Source organism: Pseudoalteromonas sp. K222D (assembly GCF_017653575.1).
GTDB classification, from domain to species: domain Bacteria; phylum Pseudomonadota; class Gammaproteobacteria; order Enterobacterales; family Alteromonadaceae; genus Pseudoalteromonas; species Pseudoalteromonas nigrifaciens.
Map to the genome: position 1 here is coordinate 1 of NZ_JAGGDL010000010.1, position 16675 is coordinate 16675.

16 protein-coding genes are annotated in these 16675 nt (G+C 39.9%); 10 read left to right on the forward strand and 6 right to left on the reverse strand.

Annotated elements, in window-relative coordinates:
• Positions 1–65: 65 nt before the first annotated feature.
• On the forward strand, positions 66–779 hold the full coding sequence (locus J5X91_RS07140; RefSeq protein ID WP_208834321.1) for a hypothetical protein: 714 nt from the start codon (positions 66–68) through the stop codon (positions 777–779).
• Between the two features lie 215 nt (positions 780–994).
• On the opposite strand, the gene J5X91_RS07145 is transcribed toward J5X91_RS07140, so the two are convergent.
• A complete protein-coding gene (locus tag J5X91_RS07145) occupies positions 995–1333 on the reverse strand; it encodes a zinc ribbon domain-containing protein YjdM (protein ID WP_208834322.1) in 339 nt (112 codons plus the stop codon).
• A 282-nt stretch (positions 1334–1615) separates the two neighbouring features.
• Between J5X91_RS07145 and J5X91_RS07150 the strand changes: the two genes are divergently transcribed.
• From J5X91_RS07150 to J5X91_RS07160, 3 genes are read left to right on the forward strand one after another with little or no spacing between them, the layout of a single operon-like run.
• On the forward strand, positions 1616–3010 hold the full coding sequence (locus J5X91_RS07150) for a RimK family protein (RefSeq protein WP_086996005.1): 1395 nt from the start codon (positions 1616–1618) through the stop codon (positions 3008–3010).
• On the forward strand, positions 3010–4167 hold the full coding sequence (locus J5X91_RS07155) for a GNAT family N-acetyltransferase/peptidase C39 family protein (protein ID WP_208834323.1): 1158 nt from the start codon (positions 3010–3012) through the stop codon (positions 4165–4167). The genes J5X91_RS07150 and J5X91_RS07155 overlap by 1 nt, the downstream gene beginning before the upstream one ends.
• Positions 4168–4209: 42 nt before the next feature.
• On the forward strand, positions 4210–4725 hold the full coding sequence (locus J5X91_RS07160) for an MgtC/SapB family protein (protein ID WP_011328060.1): 516 nt from the start codon (positions 4210–4212) through the stop codon (positions 4723–4725).
• 28 nt (positions 4726–4753) lie between these two features.
• Here the strand turns inward: J5X91_RS07160 and J5X91_RS07165 are convergent, their stop codons facing one another.
• A complete protein-coding gene (locus J5X91_RS07165; RefSeq protein WP_208834324.1) occupies positions 4754–5989 on the reverse strand; it encodes an EAL domain-containing protein in 1236 nt (411 codons plus the stop codon).
• A gap of 69 nt (positions 5990–6058) precedes the next feature.
• Positions 6059–7069 (reverse strand): helix-turn-helix domain-containing protein, encoded by a 1011-nt coding sequence (locus J5X91_RS07170; protein ID WP_011328062.1) that lies wholly within the window; start codon positions 7067–7069, stop codon positions 6059–6061.
• Positions 7070–7196: 127 nt separating this feature from the next.
• On the opposite strand from J5X91_RS07170, the gene J5X91_RS07175 reads away from it, so the two are divergent.
• On the forward strand, positions 7197–9104 hold the full coding sequence (locus tag J5X91_RS07175) for a beta-ketoacyl synthase (protein ID WP_011328063.1): 1908 nt from the start codon (positions 7197–7199) through the stop codon (positions 9102–9104).
• A gap of 72 nt (positions 9105–9176) precedes the next feature.
• Here the strand turns inward: J5X91_RS07175 and J5X91_RS07180 are convergent, their stop codons facing one another.
• Complete coding sequence (locus J5X91_RS07180; RefSeq protein WP_208834325.1) at positions 9177–9593, reverse strand: MgtC/SapB family protein; 417 nt, start codon at positions 9591–9593, stop codon at positions 9177–9179.
• Positions 9594–9751: 158 nt separating this feature from the next.
• On the opposite strand from J5X91_RS07180, the gene J5X91_RS07185 reads away from it, so the two are divergent.
• A complete protein-coding gene (locus tag J5X91_RS07185; RefSeq protein ID WP_244363782.1) occupies positions 9752–10114 on the forward strand; it encodes a BCCT family transporter in 363 nt (120 codons plus the stop codon).
• Between the two features lie 205 nt (positions 10115–10319).
• On the opposite strand, the gene fghA is transcribed toward J5X91_RS07185, so the two are convergent.
• Both fghA and J5X91_RS07195 read right to left on the reverse strand, forming a co-directional pair.
• Complete coding sequence (gene fghA / locus J5X91_RS07190) at positions 10320–11162, reverse strand: S-formylglutathione hydrolase (RefSeq protein ID WP_011328066.1); 843 nt, start codon at positions 11160–11162, stop codon at positions 10320–10322.
• Positions 11163–11220: 58 nt separating this feature from the next.
• Entirely contained in the window at positions 11221–12342 is a 1122-nt protein-coding gene (locus tag J5X91_RS07195) for an S-(hydroxymethyl)glutathione dehydrogenase/class III alcohol dehydrogenase (RefSeq protein WP_011328067.1), read from the reverse strand.
• Between the two features lie 129 nt (positions 12343–12471).
• Between J5X91_RS07195 and J5X91_RS07200 the strand changes: the two genes are divergently transcribed.
• The 4 genes from J5X91_RS07200 (at position 12472) to J5X91_RS07215 (ending at position 16625) form a co-directional block, all read left to right on the forward strand.
• Complete coding sequence (locus J5X91_RS07200) at positions 12472–13344, forward strand: LysR family transcriptional regulator (RefSeq protein WP_208834326.1); 873 nt, start codon at positions 12472–12474, stop codon at positions 13342–13344.
• A 138-nt stretch (positions 13345–13482) separates the two neighbouring features.
• Complete coding sequence (locus J5X91_RS07205; protein WP_182677947.1) at positions 13483–14700, forward strand: lipoprotein-releasing ABC transporter permease subunit; 1218 nt, start codon at positions 13483–13485, stop codon at positions 14698–14700.
• A complete protein-coding gene (gene lolD / locus J5X91_RS07210; RefSeq protein WP_011328070.1) occupies positions 14693–15391 on the forward strand; it encodes a lipoprotein-releasing ABC transporter ATP-binding protein LolD in 699 nt (232 codons plus the stop codon). The genes J5X91_RS07205 and lolD overlap by 8 nt, the downstream gene beginning before the upstream one ends.
• The gene (locus tag J5X91_RS07215) at positions 15381–16625 is read left to right on the forward strand and encodes a lipoprotein-releasing ABC transporter permease subunit (protein WP_179806597.1); all 1245 of its coding nucleotides are present in this window, start codon (positions 15381–15383) and stop codon (positions 16623–16625) included. The genes lolD and J5X91_RS07215 overlap by 11 nt, the downstream gene beginning before the upstream one ends.
• Positions 16626–16675 lie beyond the last annotated feature (50 nt).

Below are 16675 nucleotides of genomic sequence, written 5' to 3' on the forward strand. Positions count from 1 at the left end.
TAGCTTGGCATACTGGCAGGATCAGTCAATAGCTAAAAAAGATCCTTAGAAAATAATTTGTCTTGGTGAATAGTTACAAAGATTTTAGAGAATATCATTCAGATGTATTTGGAATTAAGAATGACGAAGGGAATTTCGAAGGAGGTCTAAAGGCCGAAATTATTACTAGAGAAAAACATTTAGAAGAATTTAAAAAGCAACAAGAATTAAAATATAAAACTCTAAATGATGAAATTGAAAGCTTATTACCTGGGGCAACAAGTGCAGGATTAGCCACAGCCTACCATGATCTTAAAGAGTCTTTTAATACACCAATTGAAAATTATTCAAAGCTATTTTATAGCTCAATATCCGTACTAGTTTTAGTTGCTTTTTTATCTATCACTCAAGAAGTTGGATTTTTCTTTATTAAGTTTGTTGAAATTACAGACCTAAGTAAGCTAGCTTCAAGCATTTTGTATAAGTTACCTATTGTGTTACCTGTTTTATGGCTTACTTTATTTGCGTCTAAGAGAAGAAGTGAAAGTCAGCGATTACAACAAGAGTATGCTCATAAAGAGGCATTAGCTAAATCATATCAAAATTTCAAAATGCAAATTGAAGCATTGGGTCAGTCAGACCCTGACTTAATGAAAAAACTACTTAGCTCAGCTATTGATGCAGTATCGAAAAATGCATCAGATACATTGGATAAAAAACATGGAGATAAATCTCCTATGCATGAAGGTGTCGATGGTTTTTTAAGCGCAATAGAAAGAACGAAAAAAGCAGTTACATAATAAGCCAATAAAGGCGTATAACAACACGCCTTAAGATGGCAGTTACACAGAATCCGTTACAGGCTCATGGGCAACTAGTAAAAATTTAGGTATTAATTGCAGATTTGAATCCGCGAGGTTTAATTTGGATGATGTTTAGCCTAATAATCAACCTATTTTGCTCATAAATTAATTGTCGGATGGCATGGCTTCGCCATTTATCCGACCTACTCAAACTAGTTAGCCTTTTTCACAAACTTCGCCGTTACCATAATTTCGCCAATGCCTTCTACTTTAGAATCAAGTTCGTGATCTTTTTTATCAAGCACTCTTCTAATTACCGCTTTGGTGCCAATTTTAATTACTTGCGAGCTGTCTTTAATCTTTAAATCTTTGGCTACTGTCACTTTATCGCCATCACTTAGCACAGTGCCGTTGGCATCTTTAACTAAAATAGCGGCTTCATCGTTTATATTATTTGGGTTCCACTCATGGGCGCACTCGGGGCAAACAAGCAGTTGTTGGTCTTCGTAAACGTATTCACATTGGCATTTTGGGCAAGCTGGCAGCGACATTTTTAACTCTTATAAAGTACTGTTTTGCGTATTTTAATCTGCATTAGGTGGAAAATATAGTTAATCAATAATTTTCATCTTCACGCTAAAAATATCTCGTTTGTTAGTTTATCAAAAAGGCCTTATAAAGCAGATGTGGTTTAGGATTACCTAAACTAAAGCACCCATCTTATTAAGTGACACGCGCAATGCACCACTTAGTACGATGGGTGTTTCTATTTTTAATGCTTAATTATAAAAAATTAAGCATGCTTTTATAATTAGACTTAACTAGGAAAAGTCGTGTTTAAAACCTTAATTGTGGTTGATAACAACGAGCAAACTCTTGCTCAATCATTCGAAAATGTTATTACGTTTAATACTTACCTACGTGACTATCCAAAACGTGATGAACCTAAAACTCGCATTATTAACTTATGTGATTCAAGCCAATACTTGAGCAAAGGTTACTATTGCTCGCTACTCGCTGAAGCGCGTAAGCACCAAGTATTACCAAGTGTAAAAACAATAAATGCGTTACGTAGCGGCCAAGCACCTATGCACAATGTTGGCCAAATAGATGGCGCTCTATACTTTGGTAATGCCACTAACGATGAGCAAACAAAAGCGGCTAAATCGGTATTTAAACAATACCCGGCGCCTATTTTATTTGTTGATAACCAAGGCTTATTACAACAAGGGTCGTTATCGTCATTAGATGAGCAACAGTACAGCGATTTTGTAGCTAAGTTGAATAACTTTACCCAAACGCAATGGCGTATTACTGCGGAGCGACGTCGTTTTCGCTGGGATATGGCAATACTTGTTGATCACAATGAAAAGGTGCCACCGAGCGATAAAGACGCAATAGCAAAGTTTATTAAAGCAGCGGCTAAACATGGTATTAATGCCCAAGCATTAAGCTTTGACGAAATAGACAATATAGCCCAGTTTGATGCGTTATTTATTCGTCAAACTACAGCAATTGACCACCCAACATATCGCCTTGCTAGCAAGGCACAAAGCTTAGGTTTAGTGGTTATTGACGATGCGGAGTCTATTTTACGTTGTTGTAATAAAGTGTATTTACACGATGCGTTTAACTATCAAAAAGTACCTAGTTTAAAAACAGTGGTTGTGGCTGATCAGTCAAGCGAGACTCTTGAGCAGTTAGAAGCGGCGTTTACCTACCCGTTAGTATTGAAAATGCCAGAAGGCTCGTTTTCAAAAGGGGTATATAAAGTAACGAACCGTGCTGAGCTGGAAGCTAAGTTAACTGAGCTATTTGAATTTAGTGCTTTAGTGCTTGCACAAGAATACATGTACACCGAATACGATTGGCGAGTAGGGGTACTAAATGGCCGTGCAATTTACGCGTGTCGTTACTTAATGGCGCGTAACCATTGGCAAATTTATAACCACGATGCAAAGCGGTTTTTTTCGGGTGGCTTTGAAACATTGCCTACTTTTGAATTACCAAAAGCGGTATTAGATGCAGCATTAAAAGCGTGTAAAACAGTGGGTAAGGGTTTATATGGCGTTGATGTAAAAGAACATCAAGGGCGTGCTTATGTACTTGAAGTAAACGATAACCCAAGTATTGATCATAAAGTAGAAGACGGCTATTTAGGCGATGAGCTTTATATGATCATTATGGATGAGTTTAAACAACGCCTTGAAGCGAGGGGGCGTGGTTAATGGCAAAAGCCATGGTTGAGAGTGTGGTTAATGAACAGACTGAGCAAGTGGTTATTCGCCAAGCGCTTATCAGTGATTTAACCGCGCTTACAGCACTTGAAAATGCTTGCTTTAGTAACGATAAGCTTAGCCCGCGCAGTTTAAAGCGCTGGCTAAGTGCTAAGCACGGTATTTTATTAGTTGCCGAGCAAAATAATGCGTTATGCGGTTATGGGCTAATTTGGTGCCATAAAGGCACTCGTCTAGCGCGTCTTTATTCGCTTGCTGTATTACCTACCATGCAAGGCAGAGGCATTGCAAAAATGCTACTTATTGCACTTGAAAAAGCCACCGCAGAGCGTGGGCGAATTTATCTGCGTTTAGAAGTGGCTGTAAATAACGACAGCGCAATTGGTTTGTATAAAAGCTTAGGTTATCGGGTGTTTGGTCAATATAGCGATTATTACGACGATCACAGCGATGCGCTACGCATGCAAAAAAACATTCGTAAAACCAGTGAGCTTAAGTTAGCACGGTTAACTCCGTGGTATCAGCAAACTACTGAGTTTACCTGTGGTCCTGCGGCGTTGTTAATGGCTATGGGGAGCTTAGATGCTAGCACTGAACTGACTCAATCGCATGAGTTGTCGTTATGGCGAGAAGGCACTACTATTTTTATGACCTCTGGGCATGGCGGCTGCCATCCGTTTGGTTTAGCACTGGCGGCACATAAACGTGGTTTTAACAGCGAGGTAATTGTTAATACCCTAGAGCCGTTGTTTTTAGATGGCGTGCGCAGTGAAAATAAAAAAGTAGTATTAGCAACGGTACATCAGCAGTTTGTAGATGGCATAACCGCTGCCAAAATACCGCTTAGTAATAAAGATGTTGAGCTTGAAGACATTGAGCGTTGGCTGAAGCAAAATTTTAGCGTGTTGCTCTTAATCAGTACTTATCGGTTTGATGGTAAAAAATCACCGCATTGGGTGTGTGTTACGCATTTAGATGAGCACTGTGTGTATGTTCATGATCCGTTTTGTGAGCCAGGAAGTGATAGTCAATTGGCTATAGATTGCCAATATGTGCCTATTGCCCGCAGCGACTTTAGTAAAATGTCGGCGTTTGGTAGCCAACGCTTAAGAACAGCAGTGGCTATTGCTAAATCAAAAAATTGTTAATATAAAATTAAATTATTCATATATGAATAACGAGGAAATTACGTGTTTTTACCTGATTTATTTGATGTAGCTCCTTACTCATGGGCTGCAATTGGTACGGCGGCATTTTGTGGCGCTATTATTGGTATTGAGCGCCAATTACGTGGCAAACCTGTTGGTATTCGTACTTCTGCGTTAATTACTTTAGGTACCTATTTGTTTTTATCGACTGCGTTTAATTTACAAGGCGATGTAATTGACCACTCTCGCGTAGTGGGGCAAATAATTACTGGTATTGGCTTTTTGGGCGCAGGCGTAATGCTAGCTAAAGACGGCGCTGTGGTAGGAGTAACGTCGGCAGCAACCATATGGGTGTTAGCGTCTATTGGTGTAATGATAGCCACCGAAAACTTGGGCGCAGCTATTAAGCTCTCTGTGCTGGTGGTCGGTATTTTATACGGTGTTGATGTGCTTGAAGCTAAGTTTAAAAGCTTAAGTAAAGGCGTGCACACTAAAGTTAAAATTTATTCAAAGCGCTATTATCGCAAGAGCGAAAATGAAACAGAGCGCCACTTATAAAGTGGCGTTTTTATAATTAAGTTTATAACTAACTTAATACTAATTTTTGATGCACTAAAGCATCGCAAAGTGCTTGTGGGCGGCCTAAATAATAGCCCTGAACCTTATCGACATTTAGTTTGCGGAGGGTGTTTATTTCTTCTAGTGTTTCTATGCCTTCGGCAATAATATTACAGCCAATGTCTTTAGCAAATCCGCATAACGCTTTAGCTAATAAATATTTACGACGATCGCTATTAATGTTTCGGGTAAGGCTAATATCAAGCTTAATAATATCTGCTTGTAGCTCCAAAATATGCTGAAAAGAAGAATACCCTGCACCAACATCGTCTATAGCTAGGCGTATGCCTTTTTTACGCAGTGGCGCGAGTGCTGTTAACATTTCATGGTAGTTGGCAATAGGAGAGTGTTCGGTTACCTCCAATACTATATTGCTGCAATCAGAAATAGCAGCTAATGCATTGGCAACGGCACCACTTAGTATATGCTCTGGAGAGGTGTTAATTGACACATACACCTCTTTATTAAAATGACTCATATTGCCTAAAACATTGTTTATTGCCAACATTTCTAGGGCTTCACCTAAACCAAACTGTGCTGCTTCATCAAACCAAATGTTAGGTGTTCTATAGGGCTCAACAAAAAAGCGAGACAAGGATTCGTAACCCGAAATTTTATTTGTGTTTAAGCTATATATAGGCTGGTAGTAAATTTCAATCTTGTTTGTGTTTATAATATTAAGTACGTTAGATTTAATATGTTGCTTTGCTTCATTATTTTGTATTTGCGTATCAATAAGCTGCGAAGCCAGATCTGAAATTAAATTTAAAAACGCCAGATCACGCTTGTTTAATGTGTCGTCTTTTTGCTTGTTATAGCAGCAAAATGTGCCATAAATATCGCCGTTAGATAAGGTAATTGGCACCCCAATATAAGCGCCAATATTAAGCTTTTTAGTAACCGGCATATCGCGGGTTATACTATTTTTACTGGTGTCAGGTATTATATTATCTAGTTCATTATTGGCTAATTTATTACAGTAGGTTTCGTTTATGGGATCAAAATTACCTACTTTCACAATCTCGTTAGGGCGTTTGGTATCAACTAATTTAAATATACGTTTAGAGTCTTTAAACTCAGAAATAAAAGCAACGTCCATATTAAGGTGTTTACGAATAAGTGCTAGCAACCGAGTTAGTCTAGTATTAAGATCAGTCTCTGCTTCAATATCTAATAGTAAATTTTCACTAAAATTTACATGCATATTTCCAACTTCCTTGTGTTTTAGTTAATGGTTCATATTAATACAGTAGCCTGGCTTGTTTTTAAAGTATTAGCCAAACAATTTTTTTCTCACTACTTTACGATACTCACTGGGTGTTTGGTTCAGTATTTTTCTAAATATTCGCGTTAAATGACCTTGATCGTTATAGCCAACTTCTAATGCCACTTCTTGAATTGATAAATTTGACGAAGCGAGCAACTCTTTAGCACCTTCTACTCGTAACTGTTGCCAATACTCAATAGGGCTTTGGTTGGTAGCTGCTTTAAAGCGCCGCGTAAAAGAGCGATAGCTTAAATTAAACTGTGCGGCTACATCCTGTAAATTAAGCTCTGTTGCTAAGTTGGTTTTTAACCAAAATTGAATTTGGGCAATTAACTCATCGGGATGGCGGTCAACCGCGCCTTCAAGATAGCGCTGATCTTCGTAGGGTTTGCGTATTTCGTGGGAAAAATTGCGCTCAACATGTTGCGCTGCAGCTTTGCCATAATATTGGCTAATAATATGCACTATTACATCGGCTAGGGCGTTTAGGCTGGCTACGGTATAGAGTCGCTCGGATTGAGTAATAAAAAAGTCAGGCTTTAACAGTACCTTGGGGTAGTCGTGACTAAATTGTTTAGCGTAATGCCAATGGGTGGTTGCTGGGTGCCCGTCTAGTAACCCGGCCTCTGCTAGTAAACAGTTGCCAGTGCCTACACCTATAATATGGCTGCCATTTGTAAAACTTTGCCCCAGCCAAGTAACTATATTTTGATTAGTGCGTACAACTGGGCGCGGGTTTCGCCAAATACCGGGCACTATTACTAAATCGCAATTGGGGGTATTGCTGGTGGCGCAATCGGGAAGGATTGCCAAGCCGGTACGATTACTTATTGGTTCAAGGTTTTTAGCAACTAAATGAATAGCGAGTGGCCTAAAGTTTTGTTTATTAATATGGCCTTTTGCAAAGGCTTCGCCCGCTCTCAACATTTCTATAGGGAGGGTTAAACTCGTTATTAATAAGTGTTGGTAAACAGCAATAGCTATATTTAATGGGGGGTTACTCTGTTTATCAGTCATATAGGTGCTCCGATCAGTTAGGGTTGGCCTTTTATGCTTAATATTTGGCTATTAAAGCACAAAGCGTGGTGCGCAATCCATTTAAACTAGTGTCATATTCTTATAACACGTTTTTTAAAGGTAAATTATGACCGCATTACCCGTAATTGTAGGCATGGGAGGCATTAATGCCGCTGGCCGTACTTCTTTTCACCAAGGTTACCGCCGTATTGTGTTAGACAGTTTAAGTGCACAAGATCGTCAAGAAACGTTTTTAGGCCTCGCCACCTTGATGAATTTAGTTAGTGTTGTTGATAATCAACTACAAGACACTCAAGGTAACAATGTTGAGCAAAGCGACATAGAAGCACGTTTTGGTGAACAAATAATTGCCGGTACGCTTATTCGTAAAATCGAAAACGAACATTTTGATCCAGACGCTACCCCATGGCAGCAAAAAATGACGCTAAGCAACTCGGATGAGAATGCTATTGTGTTTGAAACCCGTGCTCGCGATTTACCACAACCGGTACCTGCAAGTTGGCAGGTAGAGCAGCTCGAAGGTAAAAAAGTTAAAGTTACTATTGCCGCAGATATAGATGTTAAACACGCTTCAACTCGCGACAACCCGATTAAATCGGCAGGGCAGTTTCCTACAGGGTTTGATCCGTCTGTAATGTATAACAGCCGCTATCAGCCACGTGGTTTGCAAGCGACTATTTTTGCTGCTACCGATGCTATTAAATCAACCGGACTTGATTGGCAACATATAATGAATAGCGTAGAGCCAGACAAAATTGGTACTTATTCGGCGTCTGTTATTGGCCAAATGGATGACACAGGTTTAGGTGGCTTAGTTAAAGCTCGCCAGCAAGGCGACCGCGTAAGCACTAAGCAATTAGCGCTGGGTTTAAATACTATGTCGACCGACTTTATTAATGCGTATGTAACGGGCAACGTAGGTACTACGTTTTCAACTTCGGGCGCATGTGCTACGTTTTTATATAACTTACGTGCAGCGGTTAACGATATACAAGCAGGGCGTACTCGCGTTGCTGTGGTAGCCAGTGTTGAATGTGCTATTACGCCAGAGGTTATAGAAGGCTTTGGTAACATGAGCGCACTGGCAAACGTTGAAGGTTTGCGCCGTTTAGATAACTTAAGTAATACAGATGAGCCCGACTATCGTAAAAGTAGCCGTCCGTTTGGCGAAAACTGTGGCTTTACGCTAGGTGAAGGCGCGCAAGTGGCTATTTTAATGGATGATGCTCTAGCACTAGAGTTAGGCGCTGACATTATGGGGTGTGTGCCAGATGTATTTGTAAATGCCGACGGGATTAAAAAGTCAATTACTTCACCAGGGCCGGGTAACTACATTACTATGGCAAAATCGGCGGCACTGGCAAGTAGCTTATTAGGTAAAGAAGCCCTGCAACAGCGCAGCTTTATATTAGCCCATGGTTCAAGTACGCCGTTAAACCGTGTAACCGAGTCATTAATTTATCATAAAGTGGCACAAACCTTTGCTATTGATAACTGGAAAGTAACTGCGCCAAAAGCATATGTTGGCCATACTATTGCTCCTGCAAGTGGCGATCAGTTAGCTATAGCATTAGGTGTATTTAGCCACAATATTATGCCTGGTATTACGACTATAGATAAAATAGCCGACGATGTTTACGCTGATCATCTAGATATTAGAAACAGCCACTATGATTGCGGTGATATGGATATTGCATTTATTAACTCAAAAGGCTTTGGTGGTAACAATGCTACCGCTACAGTATTGTCTGCAAAAATAACACTGCAAATGCTTGCCAAGCGCCATGGAAAAAGCGTTATGAATGATTATGCTAATAAAAATGTGGCTGTAAAAGCAGCGCAACAAAGCTATCAATCACAAGCTGATTTAGGCCAATACCAACTAATTTATCGTTTTGGTGATGGCTTAATTGACGACAATGACATTGTTATAGATGAGCAAAGCATACACCTTCCTGGCTTTGAAAAAGCGATTGCTTTTAATACAAAAAATCCCTATCAAGACATGTTTTAAGCACACATTCTTGTTTGGTAAGGCGCTTTTATAGCGCCTTTTTTGTTTTCACTAAGATATAAAATTAAGAGGTTACTTAAACTTTTTAATATAGCGTAATGTTATAAAGTTAATAATGGCCAGTAAAATAGCTATTTCGTAGCGACTGTAGACCACAGCAATACCAATTAAACCCATATTCCAAATGCTCGCCGCGGTGGCAGTACCTGAGGTAGATTGGTTATTTTTTAAAATTGCGCCACCGCCAATAAAGCCGATACCGGTAATGATCCCCTGTAACATTTTTGATTGTGCTTCAGAGGAGTCAAGTACAGACAACGCAATTAACGCATAACCACATGATGCAACCGCTACTAACGGAAAGGTACGCAGCCCCGCACCATCTTGGCTGCGCTCTCTGTCGTAGGCCATTGGCAAAGCGAGTAAATAAGCTATGCCTAAGTGAATCAGATTATCAACGATTTCGTGCCACTGTAAATCAATTTCCATGATCTTGCCTTTTTAGTTAATCTTAATAACTAGCTAGCAATCTGTAAGCCATTTATTTAATATTTAAATTCAGTAATTTAGGTTTGCCTTTATTTTTATTTTGCCTGGCTTGGTAATAGTTACACTACTATTTACTAAGAGTTAGTTTGATATCGCTTTTGAATATCCATATTCTTTTACTTATATTAAAGGTAATTATGTACATCACTTGCCTTTTAAAAAAAACAATAAATACAGCCACTGAACTTGAAAAAACGCGTTATTACTGCGCGTTAGCAACCTCTGATGATTCTGCCGTTTTGGTTATACGCCAATTAAGCGGCGCAAATAAAACATATACTTGGAGTTTATACGCCTGGTCGTTTGCGTTGGGATTGTATGCTTGCGTATTATTAGTTCAAAATAACGAGCCTTTAAATCACAGCGTTGCGATTGTAGGTGCATTCCCTTTTTTGATTATATATTTACTGCAATTAATTGGTTTTGTTAAGGAGTTTATAAAAAAGGAAGTGGATGAGTAATGTGCTTTGTTTAACACCGTTAAAATTTAAAATTTGATTTTATTTTACAAGGTCAGCATGCTCTAAATAAGCTTATGGGTAGAGCCACAGCAAGTAGGGTAATAAAAGGCGAGTGAATACTGATGCAAGTAAGGACGTTTTTTTAATAGTTTAAAATAATGTGTAGAGGGTTCTCTACACATTATTACTACAAACAATAATATTGTTATGCAGACAAATACTGATGATGAAATACCAAGTGCTGATCAATAAAGCTACTGATAAAAAAGTAACTATGATCGTACCCGGTTTGCATTTCTAGGGTCAGTGGGTAGTCTTTTTGTTTTGCAACAGCCACTAAATTTTGTGGTTTTAATTGCTCGTCTAAAAAGTTATCGGCATCGCCTTGGCTCACTAACATTGGCAAGTAGTTACTTTGCTCAGCTTTAGCCATTAATTTGCAGCTGTCGTATTGTGCCCATGTTGTTTTATCGGCTCCTAAATAACCCGTAAACGCTTTAACGCCCCATGGGCAATTAATAGGGTTTACTATAGGGCTAAACGCCGAGGCACTAACATAATCCTGTGGGTTTTTAAGGGCGATCATCAACGCACCGTGGCCGCCCATTGAATGACCACTAATTGCTTTTGTGCTAGTCACTGGAAAGTGCTGCTCTATAAGCGCGGGTAATTCATTCACTACGTAGTCGTACATATTAAAATGAGTGTTGTAAGGGGCTTGTGTCGCGTTAACATAAAACCCAGCGCCTTGAGCAAAATCGTAGCTGTCTTCGTTAGGAACATTATCCCCACGAGGGCTAGTGTCGGGTGCCACAATAGCAATACCTAGCTCAGCTGCTTTTTTGAATGCGCCTGCTTTTTGCATAAAGTTTTCGTCGGTGCAGGTTAAACCTGAAAGCCAATAAAGTACCGGTACTTTATTACTTTCACTAGCGCCGGGCGGCAAAAAAACGGCAAAACGCATAGTACAATGAGTGCTTACAGCGCTGTGCGTATATTGTTTATGCCAGCCACCGGATACTTTTACACTTGAGATATTTTCTAACATGATAATCCTCAAAAGCCGCTTATATCCACACCGTGAATACAAGCGATTGGTTTATTGCTTAGTAATGAATAACGGTACGAATGCTTTTGCCTTCGTGCATTAAATCAAATGCATCATTAATGTCTTCAAGGCCCATTGTGTGGGTAATAAAGTCATTTAGTGCAAACTCGCCAGCCATGTAACGTTCTACAATTTCAGGTAGTTGTGAGCGGCCTTTAACACCACCAAATGCGCTACCACGCCATACACGCCCAGTAACTAATTGGAATGGACGAGTAGCAATTTCTTGGCCAGCGCCTGCTACACCAATAATTACCGACTCACCCCAACCTTTATGACAACACTCAAGTGCTGAGCGCATAACATCAACATTACCAATACATTCAAACGAGTAGTCAACGCCGCCATCGGTCATTTCAACAATTACGTCTTGAATTGGCTTGTCGAAGTCTTTTGGATTAATTAAATCGGTTGCGCCAAGCTTGGTTGCTAACTCGTATTTAGAGTTGTTTATATCGATACCGATAATACGACTCGCACCGGCCATTTTTGCGCCAATAATAGCTGATAAACCTATGCCACCTAAACCGAAAATAGCTACAGTGTCGCCCGCTTTTACTTTAGCTGTGTTTGTTACTGCGCCCATACCTGTTGTTACGCCACAGCCTAGTAAGCATATTTCTTCTAAAGACGCTTCTTTGTTTACTTTAGCTAAAGAGATTTCTGGCAGTACTGTGTACTCAGAGAAAGTTGAGCAACCCATGTAGTGGTAAATTGGCTGACCGTCTTTATAAAAACGTGTTGTACCGTCTGGCATTAAGCCTTTACCTTGGGTTTCGCGCACAGCAGAACACAGGTTAGTTTTGCCCGAGGTACACATTTTACATTCACCACATTCTGCGGTGTATAAAGGAATAACATGATCGCCAATTTCTACGCTGGTTACGCCTTCTCCGATTGCATATACAACACCAGCGCCTTCGTGGCCTAAAATTGCAGGGAATATACCTTCAGGATCTTCACCCGATAATGTAAATGCATCGGTATGACATACACCAGTAGCGGTAATTTTTACCATTACTTCGCCTTTTTTAGGCATCATCACATCAACTTCTTCAACACTAAGTGGTTGATTAGGACCCCAAGCAATAGCTGCTTTTGATTTAATAAATTCTGACATGTGCTTATCCTTTGTAGTGGGTAGATAATAATTGTAGACCCAATTTTCTTGGGTGATGTAGCTATTGTATTTGTTTCTCAAATAATGATAATCTCAATTTTATTAAAACACTTTTTCAGAACTGTAACAATGGCACGATGGGATGGAATAGACGAATTTATTGCGGTAGGTGAAGAAGGTAGTTTTACCGCTGCAGGCAAAGCAATTGGGCTGTCGGTTGCGCATATTAGCCGCCATGTTAGTGCGCTTGAACAACGCTTAAATACACAGTTGCTAACGCGCACAACGCGTAAAGTGGTTTTGACCAAAGAAGGTGAGGTGTTTTTACACCAAATAAAGCATTTACAACATGCAATGGATGATGCCACGCAAAGTTTAGCGCAACAGCAAAGTACGCCAAAAGGTAAAATTAATCTAACAGCCCCGGTAATGTATGGCGAGAGCTTTATTATGCCAATAGTGCATAATTTTATGCACGACCACCCCGATGTAGAAGTCGTTGCTACGCTCAGTAATGAGCAAGAAAACTTATTAGAAGGTGGTTTTGATCTGGCTATTAGACTGGGGCATTTAAAAGACTCGAGCTTAAAAGCACGGCGCTTAAGTGCACGGCGTTTTATTATGTGTTGTGCCCCTGATTATTTAACCCGATTTGGCGAGCCACACACATTAGGTGAGCTAATAAATCATCAATGTTTAGTGGGGAATAGCCGTTATTGGCGGGTAAACGAAGGAGGGCGCGAAAAGCATATTAAAATAGCTGGGCGACTGCAATGTAATAGTGGCTGGGCGTTGGTAGATGGCGCTAAAAAAGGTTTAGGGATTATTCAGCTCCCTAATTACTACATTGAAAACGAGTTAAAAACAGGGCAGTTAGTGCCTATTTTAACATCCTATCAGCCGCTGCAAGAAGGGGTATGGGGTGTGTATCCGCCTCGACAGTTTGTGGCAACTAATGTAAGGGTGCTACTTGATTATTTAGTCGCAGCACTAAAAGCTTAATAGCGGGTTAATCATTTAATTTTTATTCTAGCCAAGTATCAGATTTTTAAATATTTATTACATTTAGTGGCATACCCAAGTACGGATTATTCGTGTTATTATAAGTTACTATTTTTAGGATAAGTGTTTAAAAACAATATGTTTCAACCGGTTAGTTTGTTTATTGGGCTTAGATATAGTCGCTCCTCAAAAGGGAATGCGTTTATTTCATTTATCTCGTTTTTTTCTATTGCCGGTATTGCGATTGGCTTAATGGCATTATTTACTGTCAGCTCAGTAATGAATGGCTTTGAAAGCAGCTTAAAAACCAATATGCTTGGGCTTATTCCGCACGTTGAAGTGCAAGCTAATAAGCGTACTGCAGCGCAAATGAGTAGTTTAAAAGCAGATCTTGAACAATCTCCTTATGTAAGTACTGTAAGCCTTTATCAGCATGGTGAAGCTATATTACAAACCAATAAAGATTTACACGGTGTGTTGCTGCAAGGCTTATATGGCGATGACGGCTCGCTCTATAAAATTACCGATAAAATAGTACAAGGAAATTGGCAAACAGTACTTAATAAAAACTATAGCATTGCCATTAGTCGCTACCTGAGCCGTAAATTAGGTGTTGGTTTGGGAGATAAGCTGCGGGTTATTATGCCAAATGCTTCTACCTATACACCGCTTGGGCGTATGCCTAGCCAACGCTTGTTTAAAATAGCAGCCATTTACGAAACCGGCTCTGAAATTGACATGGGGCTGGCTTTTACCAGTGGTGCGTCGTTGCAACGCGTATTAAAGCTGGATCAAAACACTGCACCTAATTTAAGTATTTCTTTGTATGAACCCTTTGCATTGGATGAATTTATACAGGCCAGCAAACTAATATTAAAAGATCATACCTATACAGATTGGCGCAGCAGCCAAGGCACATTATTTGCTGCTGTAGCAATGGAAAAACGGATTATGTCGATGTTATTAGGGCTTATTGTGCTGGTTGCGGTATTTAATATTGTCTCTGCGCTAACGATGATGGTAAGTGAAAAACAAGGCGAAGTCGCTATTTTACAAACCTTGGGTTTAACACCATCGCAAGTACAAAAAGTGTTTATGGTGCAAGGACTTTATAATGGCGTGATTGGCACCGCAGTAGGGGCATTTTTAGGTGTATTACTTAGTTTATATATTAATGAGTTATTAGCATTAGTAGGGTTAAATTTGATGGCAGGTATAGAGTTGCCGGTAAAATTTGATGTGCCAAGCCTATTTGTTATCGCTTGTTCGAGTATTGCTATGAGCTTTTTAGCCACTGTTTACCCAGCGCGCAAAGCCGCAAAAGTAAAACCAGCCGAGGTATTGCGTTATGAATGATTTAGTTATTAGTTGTGAAAATTTAAATAAAGTTTATCAAGATGGTAGTAACCAAGTTGCAGTATTAAAAGGGGTTGATTTAGCCCTGCAACAAGGTGAAATGCTGGCTATTGTGGGCAGCTCTGGTTCGGGTAAAAGTACCTTATTGCATATACTCGGTACGCTCGATACTGCAACATCTGGCAGTGCTAAAATTAAAAATCAAGAAGTGGCTAAGCTCTCCCGTACAGAGCAAGCGGCATTTAGAAATAAAAACTTAGGCTTTATTTATCAATTTCATCATTTACTGATGGAATTTAGCGCGGTAGAAAATGTAGCTATGCCGCTTTTAATTAAAGGACTAAGTGCTAAAGCTGCGAAAGTAGCTGCATTAGAAATGCTTGAAAAAGTGGGCCTAGCACATCGTAGCTCTCATAAGCCGTCGGCACTGTCTGGTGGTGAGCGCCAACGAGTGGCAATTGCGCGCGCGCTCGTTACTAAACCGGCATTAGTGCTTGCCGATGAGCCAACCGGTAATTTAGATAAACAAAACGCGATTAAAATATACGACTTAATAAATGAGCTTAATAAAAGTTTAAATACCAGCTTTGTGGTGGTAACACACGACTTAGAGCTGGCCGACAAACTCGGTAAAATAGCCTATTTAGATGATGGAAAACTTACTATTAAAGAGTCGCAACATGTTGCTTAGTGCGTTTATAAGTAAACGCTTTAGAGCGTATTCTGGTCATAAAGATGAAAAAAATGGCTTTGTAAGCTTTATAGCTAAAGCATCTACTGTGGGTATTTTATTGGGCGTTGCGGTTTTAATAGTTGCGCTGTCGGTAATTAATGGCTTTGAGCAGCAATTAGTGCATCGCTTATTAAGCGTAGTGCCGCAGGTTGAATATGTAGCGCCTAATAGGCCAATTGCTAATTGGCCACAAAAAGTTGAGCAGCTTCAGCAGCAAGATCATGTAACCGGCGCCGCGCCATTTATTGCAGTTAACGGCATGGCGCAATTTAAAAGCCAATTAAAAGCAGTAGAAATACGCGGGGTTGAGCCTTCATTGGAGGGGAGCGTGTCGGCTATTAATCAATTTACCAAAGGCAAATTGGTGAGCCAGCTTGGCATTGATGAAGTTATTTTAGGCAAGCAAATAGTTAACCAGCTCAATGCCAGCGTGGGCGATAGTATTACCTTACTTATTCCTCAAATAGCTCAGCAAGGGCAGTCATTATTAGCCCCTAAGCGAGTAACACTGTTACTTGCAGGTATTGTTGAAATGGGTGGGCCAATAGACAGCACAGCTGCATTTATCCACCTTAATAAAGCGCAGCAAACATTAGGTTACGATGAAAGCCAAGTAACCGGGCTTCGCCTAAGCGTTGATGACGTATTTACCGCGCATCAAATTGCGCTACGGGTAGGGCAAACCATAGACGACTATGTATACATTTCTAGTTGGTTTAGAACGCAAGGCAGCTTATACCAAGATATACAAATGGTGCGTACCATAGTTTATATTGTGGTGTTTTTAATTATAGCTGTGGCAAGTTTTAATATTGTGTCCTCATTGGTAATGGAAGTACGCGAAAAACAAGGCAATATTGCTATTTTAAAAACCATGGGCGCAAAAGACAGTACCATTTTAGCTACCTTTGTAATGCAGGGGTTAACGCAAGCTTTTGTAGGTGTGGTATTAGGCAGCTTAATTGGTGTGGTACTGGCAATAAATATTAGCGAATTATTTACTTGGCTCAGCCAACTCTTTGGCGCAAACCCACTTCAAGGAGTTTATTTTATAGAGTTTTTACCCAGTAAGTTAGTGTGGCAAGATATTGTGGTAACAGTTGTTGTTACTTTTATTTTAGCGGCGTTAGCTACTATTTATCCGGCGTGGCAAGCAACAAGAGTTGACCCTGCAAAAGTGCTGGGTAATTAGCTGCATTGGTAGCGTGTGCGCTGCTAAATAAAAATTAATAGGGCAGTATT

What these genes read in the sequence shown, in the direction of transcription:
- fghA (WP_011328066.1), bottom strand. Translation starts at nt 11,162, where the DNA reads ATGTTAGAAAATATCTCAAGTGTAAAAGTATCCGGTGGCTGGCATAAA.
- J5X91_RS07200 (WP_208834326.1), top strand. Translation starts at nt 12,472, where the DNA reads ATGGCACGATGGGATGGAATAGACGAATTTATTGCGGTAGGTGAAGAA.
- lolD (WP_011328070.1), top strand. Translation starts at nt 14,693, where the DNA reads ATGAATGATTTAGTTATTAGTTGTGAAAATTTAAATAAAGTTTATCAA.
- J5X91_RS07170 (WP_011328062.1), bottom strand. Translation starts at nt 7,069, where the DNA reads ATGACTGATAAACAGAGTAACCCCCCATTAAATATAGCTATTGCTGTT.
- J5X91_RS07205 (WP_182677947.1), top strand. Translation starts at nt 13,483, where the DNA reads ATGTTTCAACCGGTTAGTTTGTTTATTGGGCTTAGATATAGTCGCTCC.
- J5X91_RS07175 (WP_011328063.1), top strand. Translation starts at nt 7,197, where the DNA reads ATGACCGCATTACCCGTAATTGTAGGCATGGGAGGCATTAATGCCGCT.
- J5X91_RS07195 (WP_011328067.1), bottom strand. Translation starts at nt 12,342, where the DNA reads ATGTCAGAATTTATTAAATCAAAAGCAGCTATTGCTTGGGGTCCTAAT.
- J5X91_RS07155 (WP_208834323.1), top strand. Translation starts at nt 3,010, where the DNA reads ATGGCAAAAGCCATGGTTGAGAGTGTGGTTAATGAACAGACTGAGCAA.
- J5X91_RS07215 (WP_179806597.1), top strand. Translation starts at nt 15,381, where the DNA reads ATGTTGCTTAGTGCGTTTATAAGTAAACGCTTTAGAGCGTATTCTGGT.
- J5X91_RS07180 (WP_208834325.1), bottom strand. Translation starts at nt 9,593, where the DNA reads ATGGAAATTGATTTACAGTGGCACGAAATCGTTGATAATCTGATTCAC.
- J5X91_RS07165 (WP_208834324.1), bottom strand. Translation starts at nt 5,989, where the DNA reads ATGCATGTAAATTTTAGTGAAAATTTACTATTAGATATTGAAGCAGAG.
- J5X91_RS07145 (WP_208834322.1), bottom strand. Translation starts at nt 1,333, where the DNA reads ATGTCGCTGCCAGCTTGCCCAAAATGCCAATGTGAATACGTTTACGAA.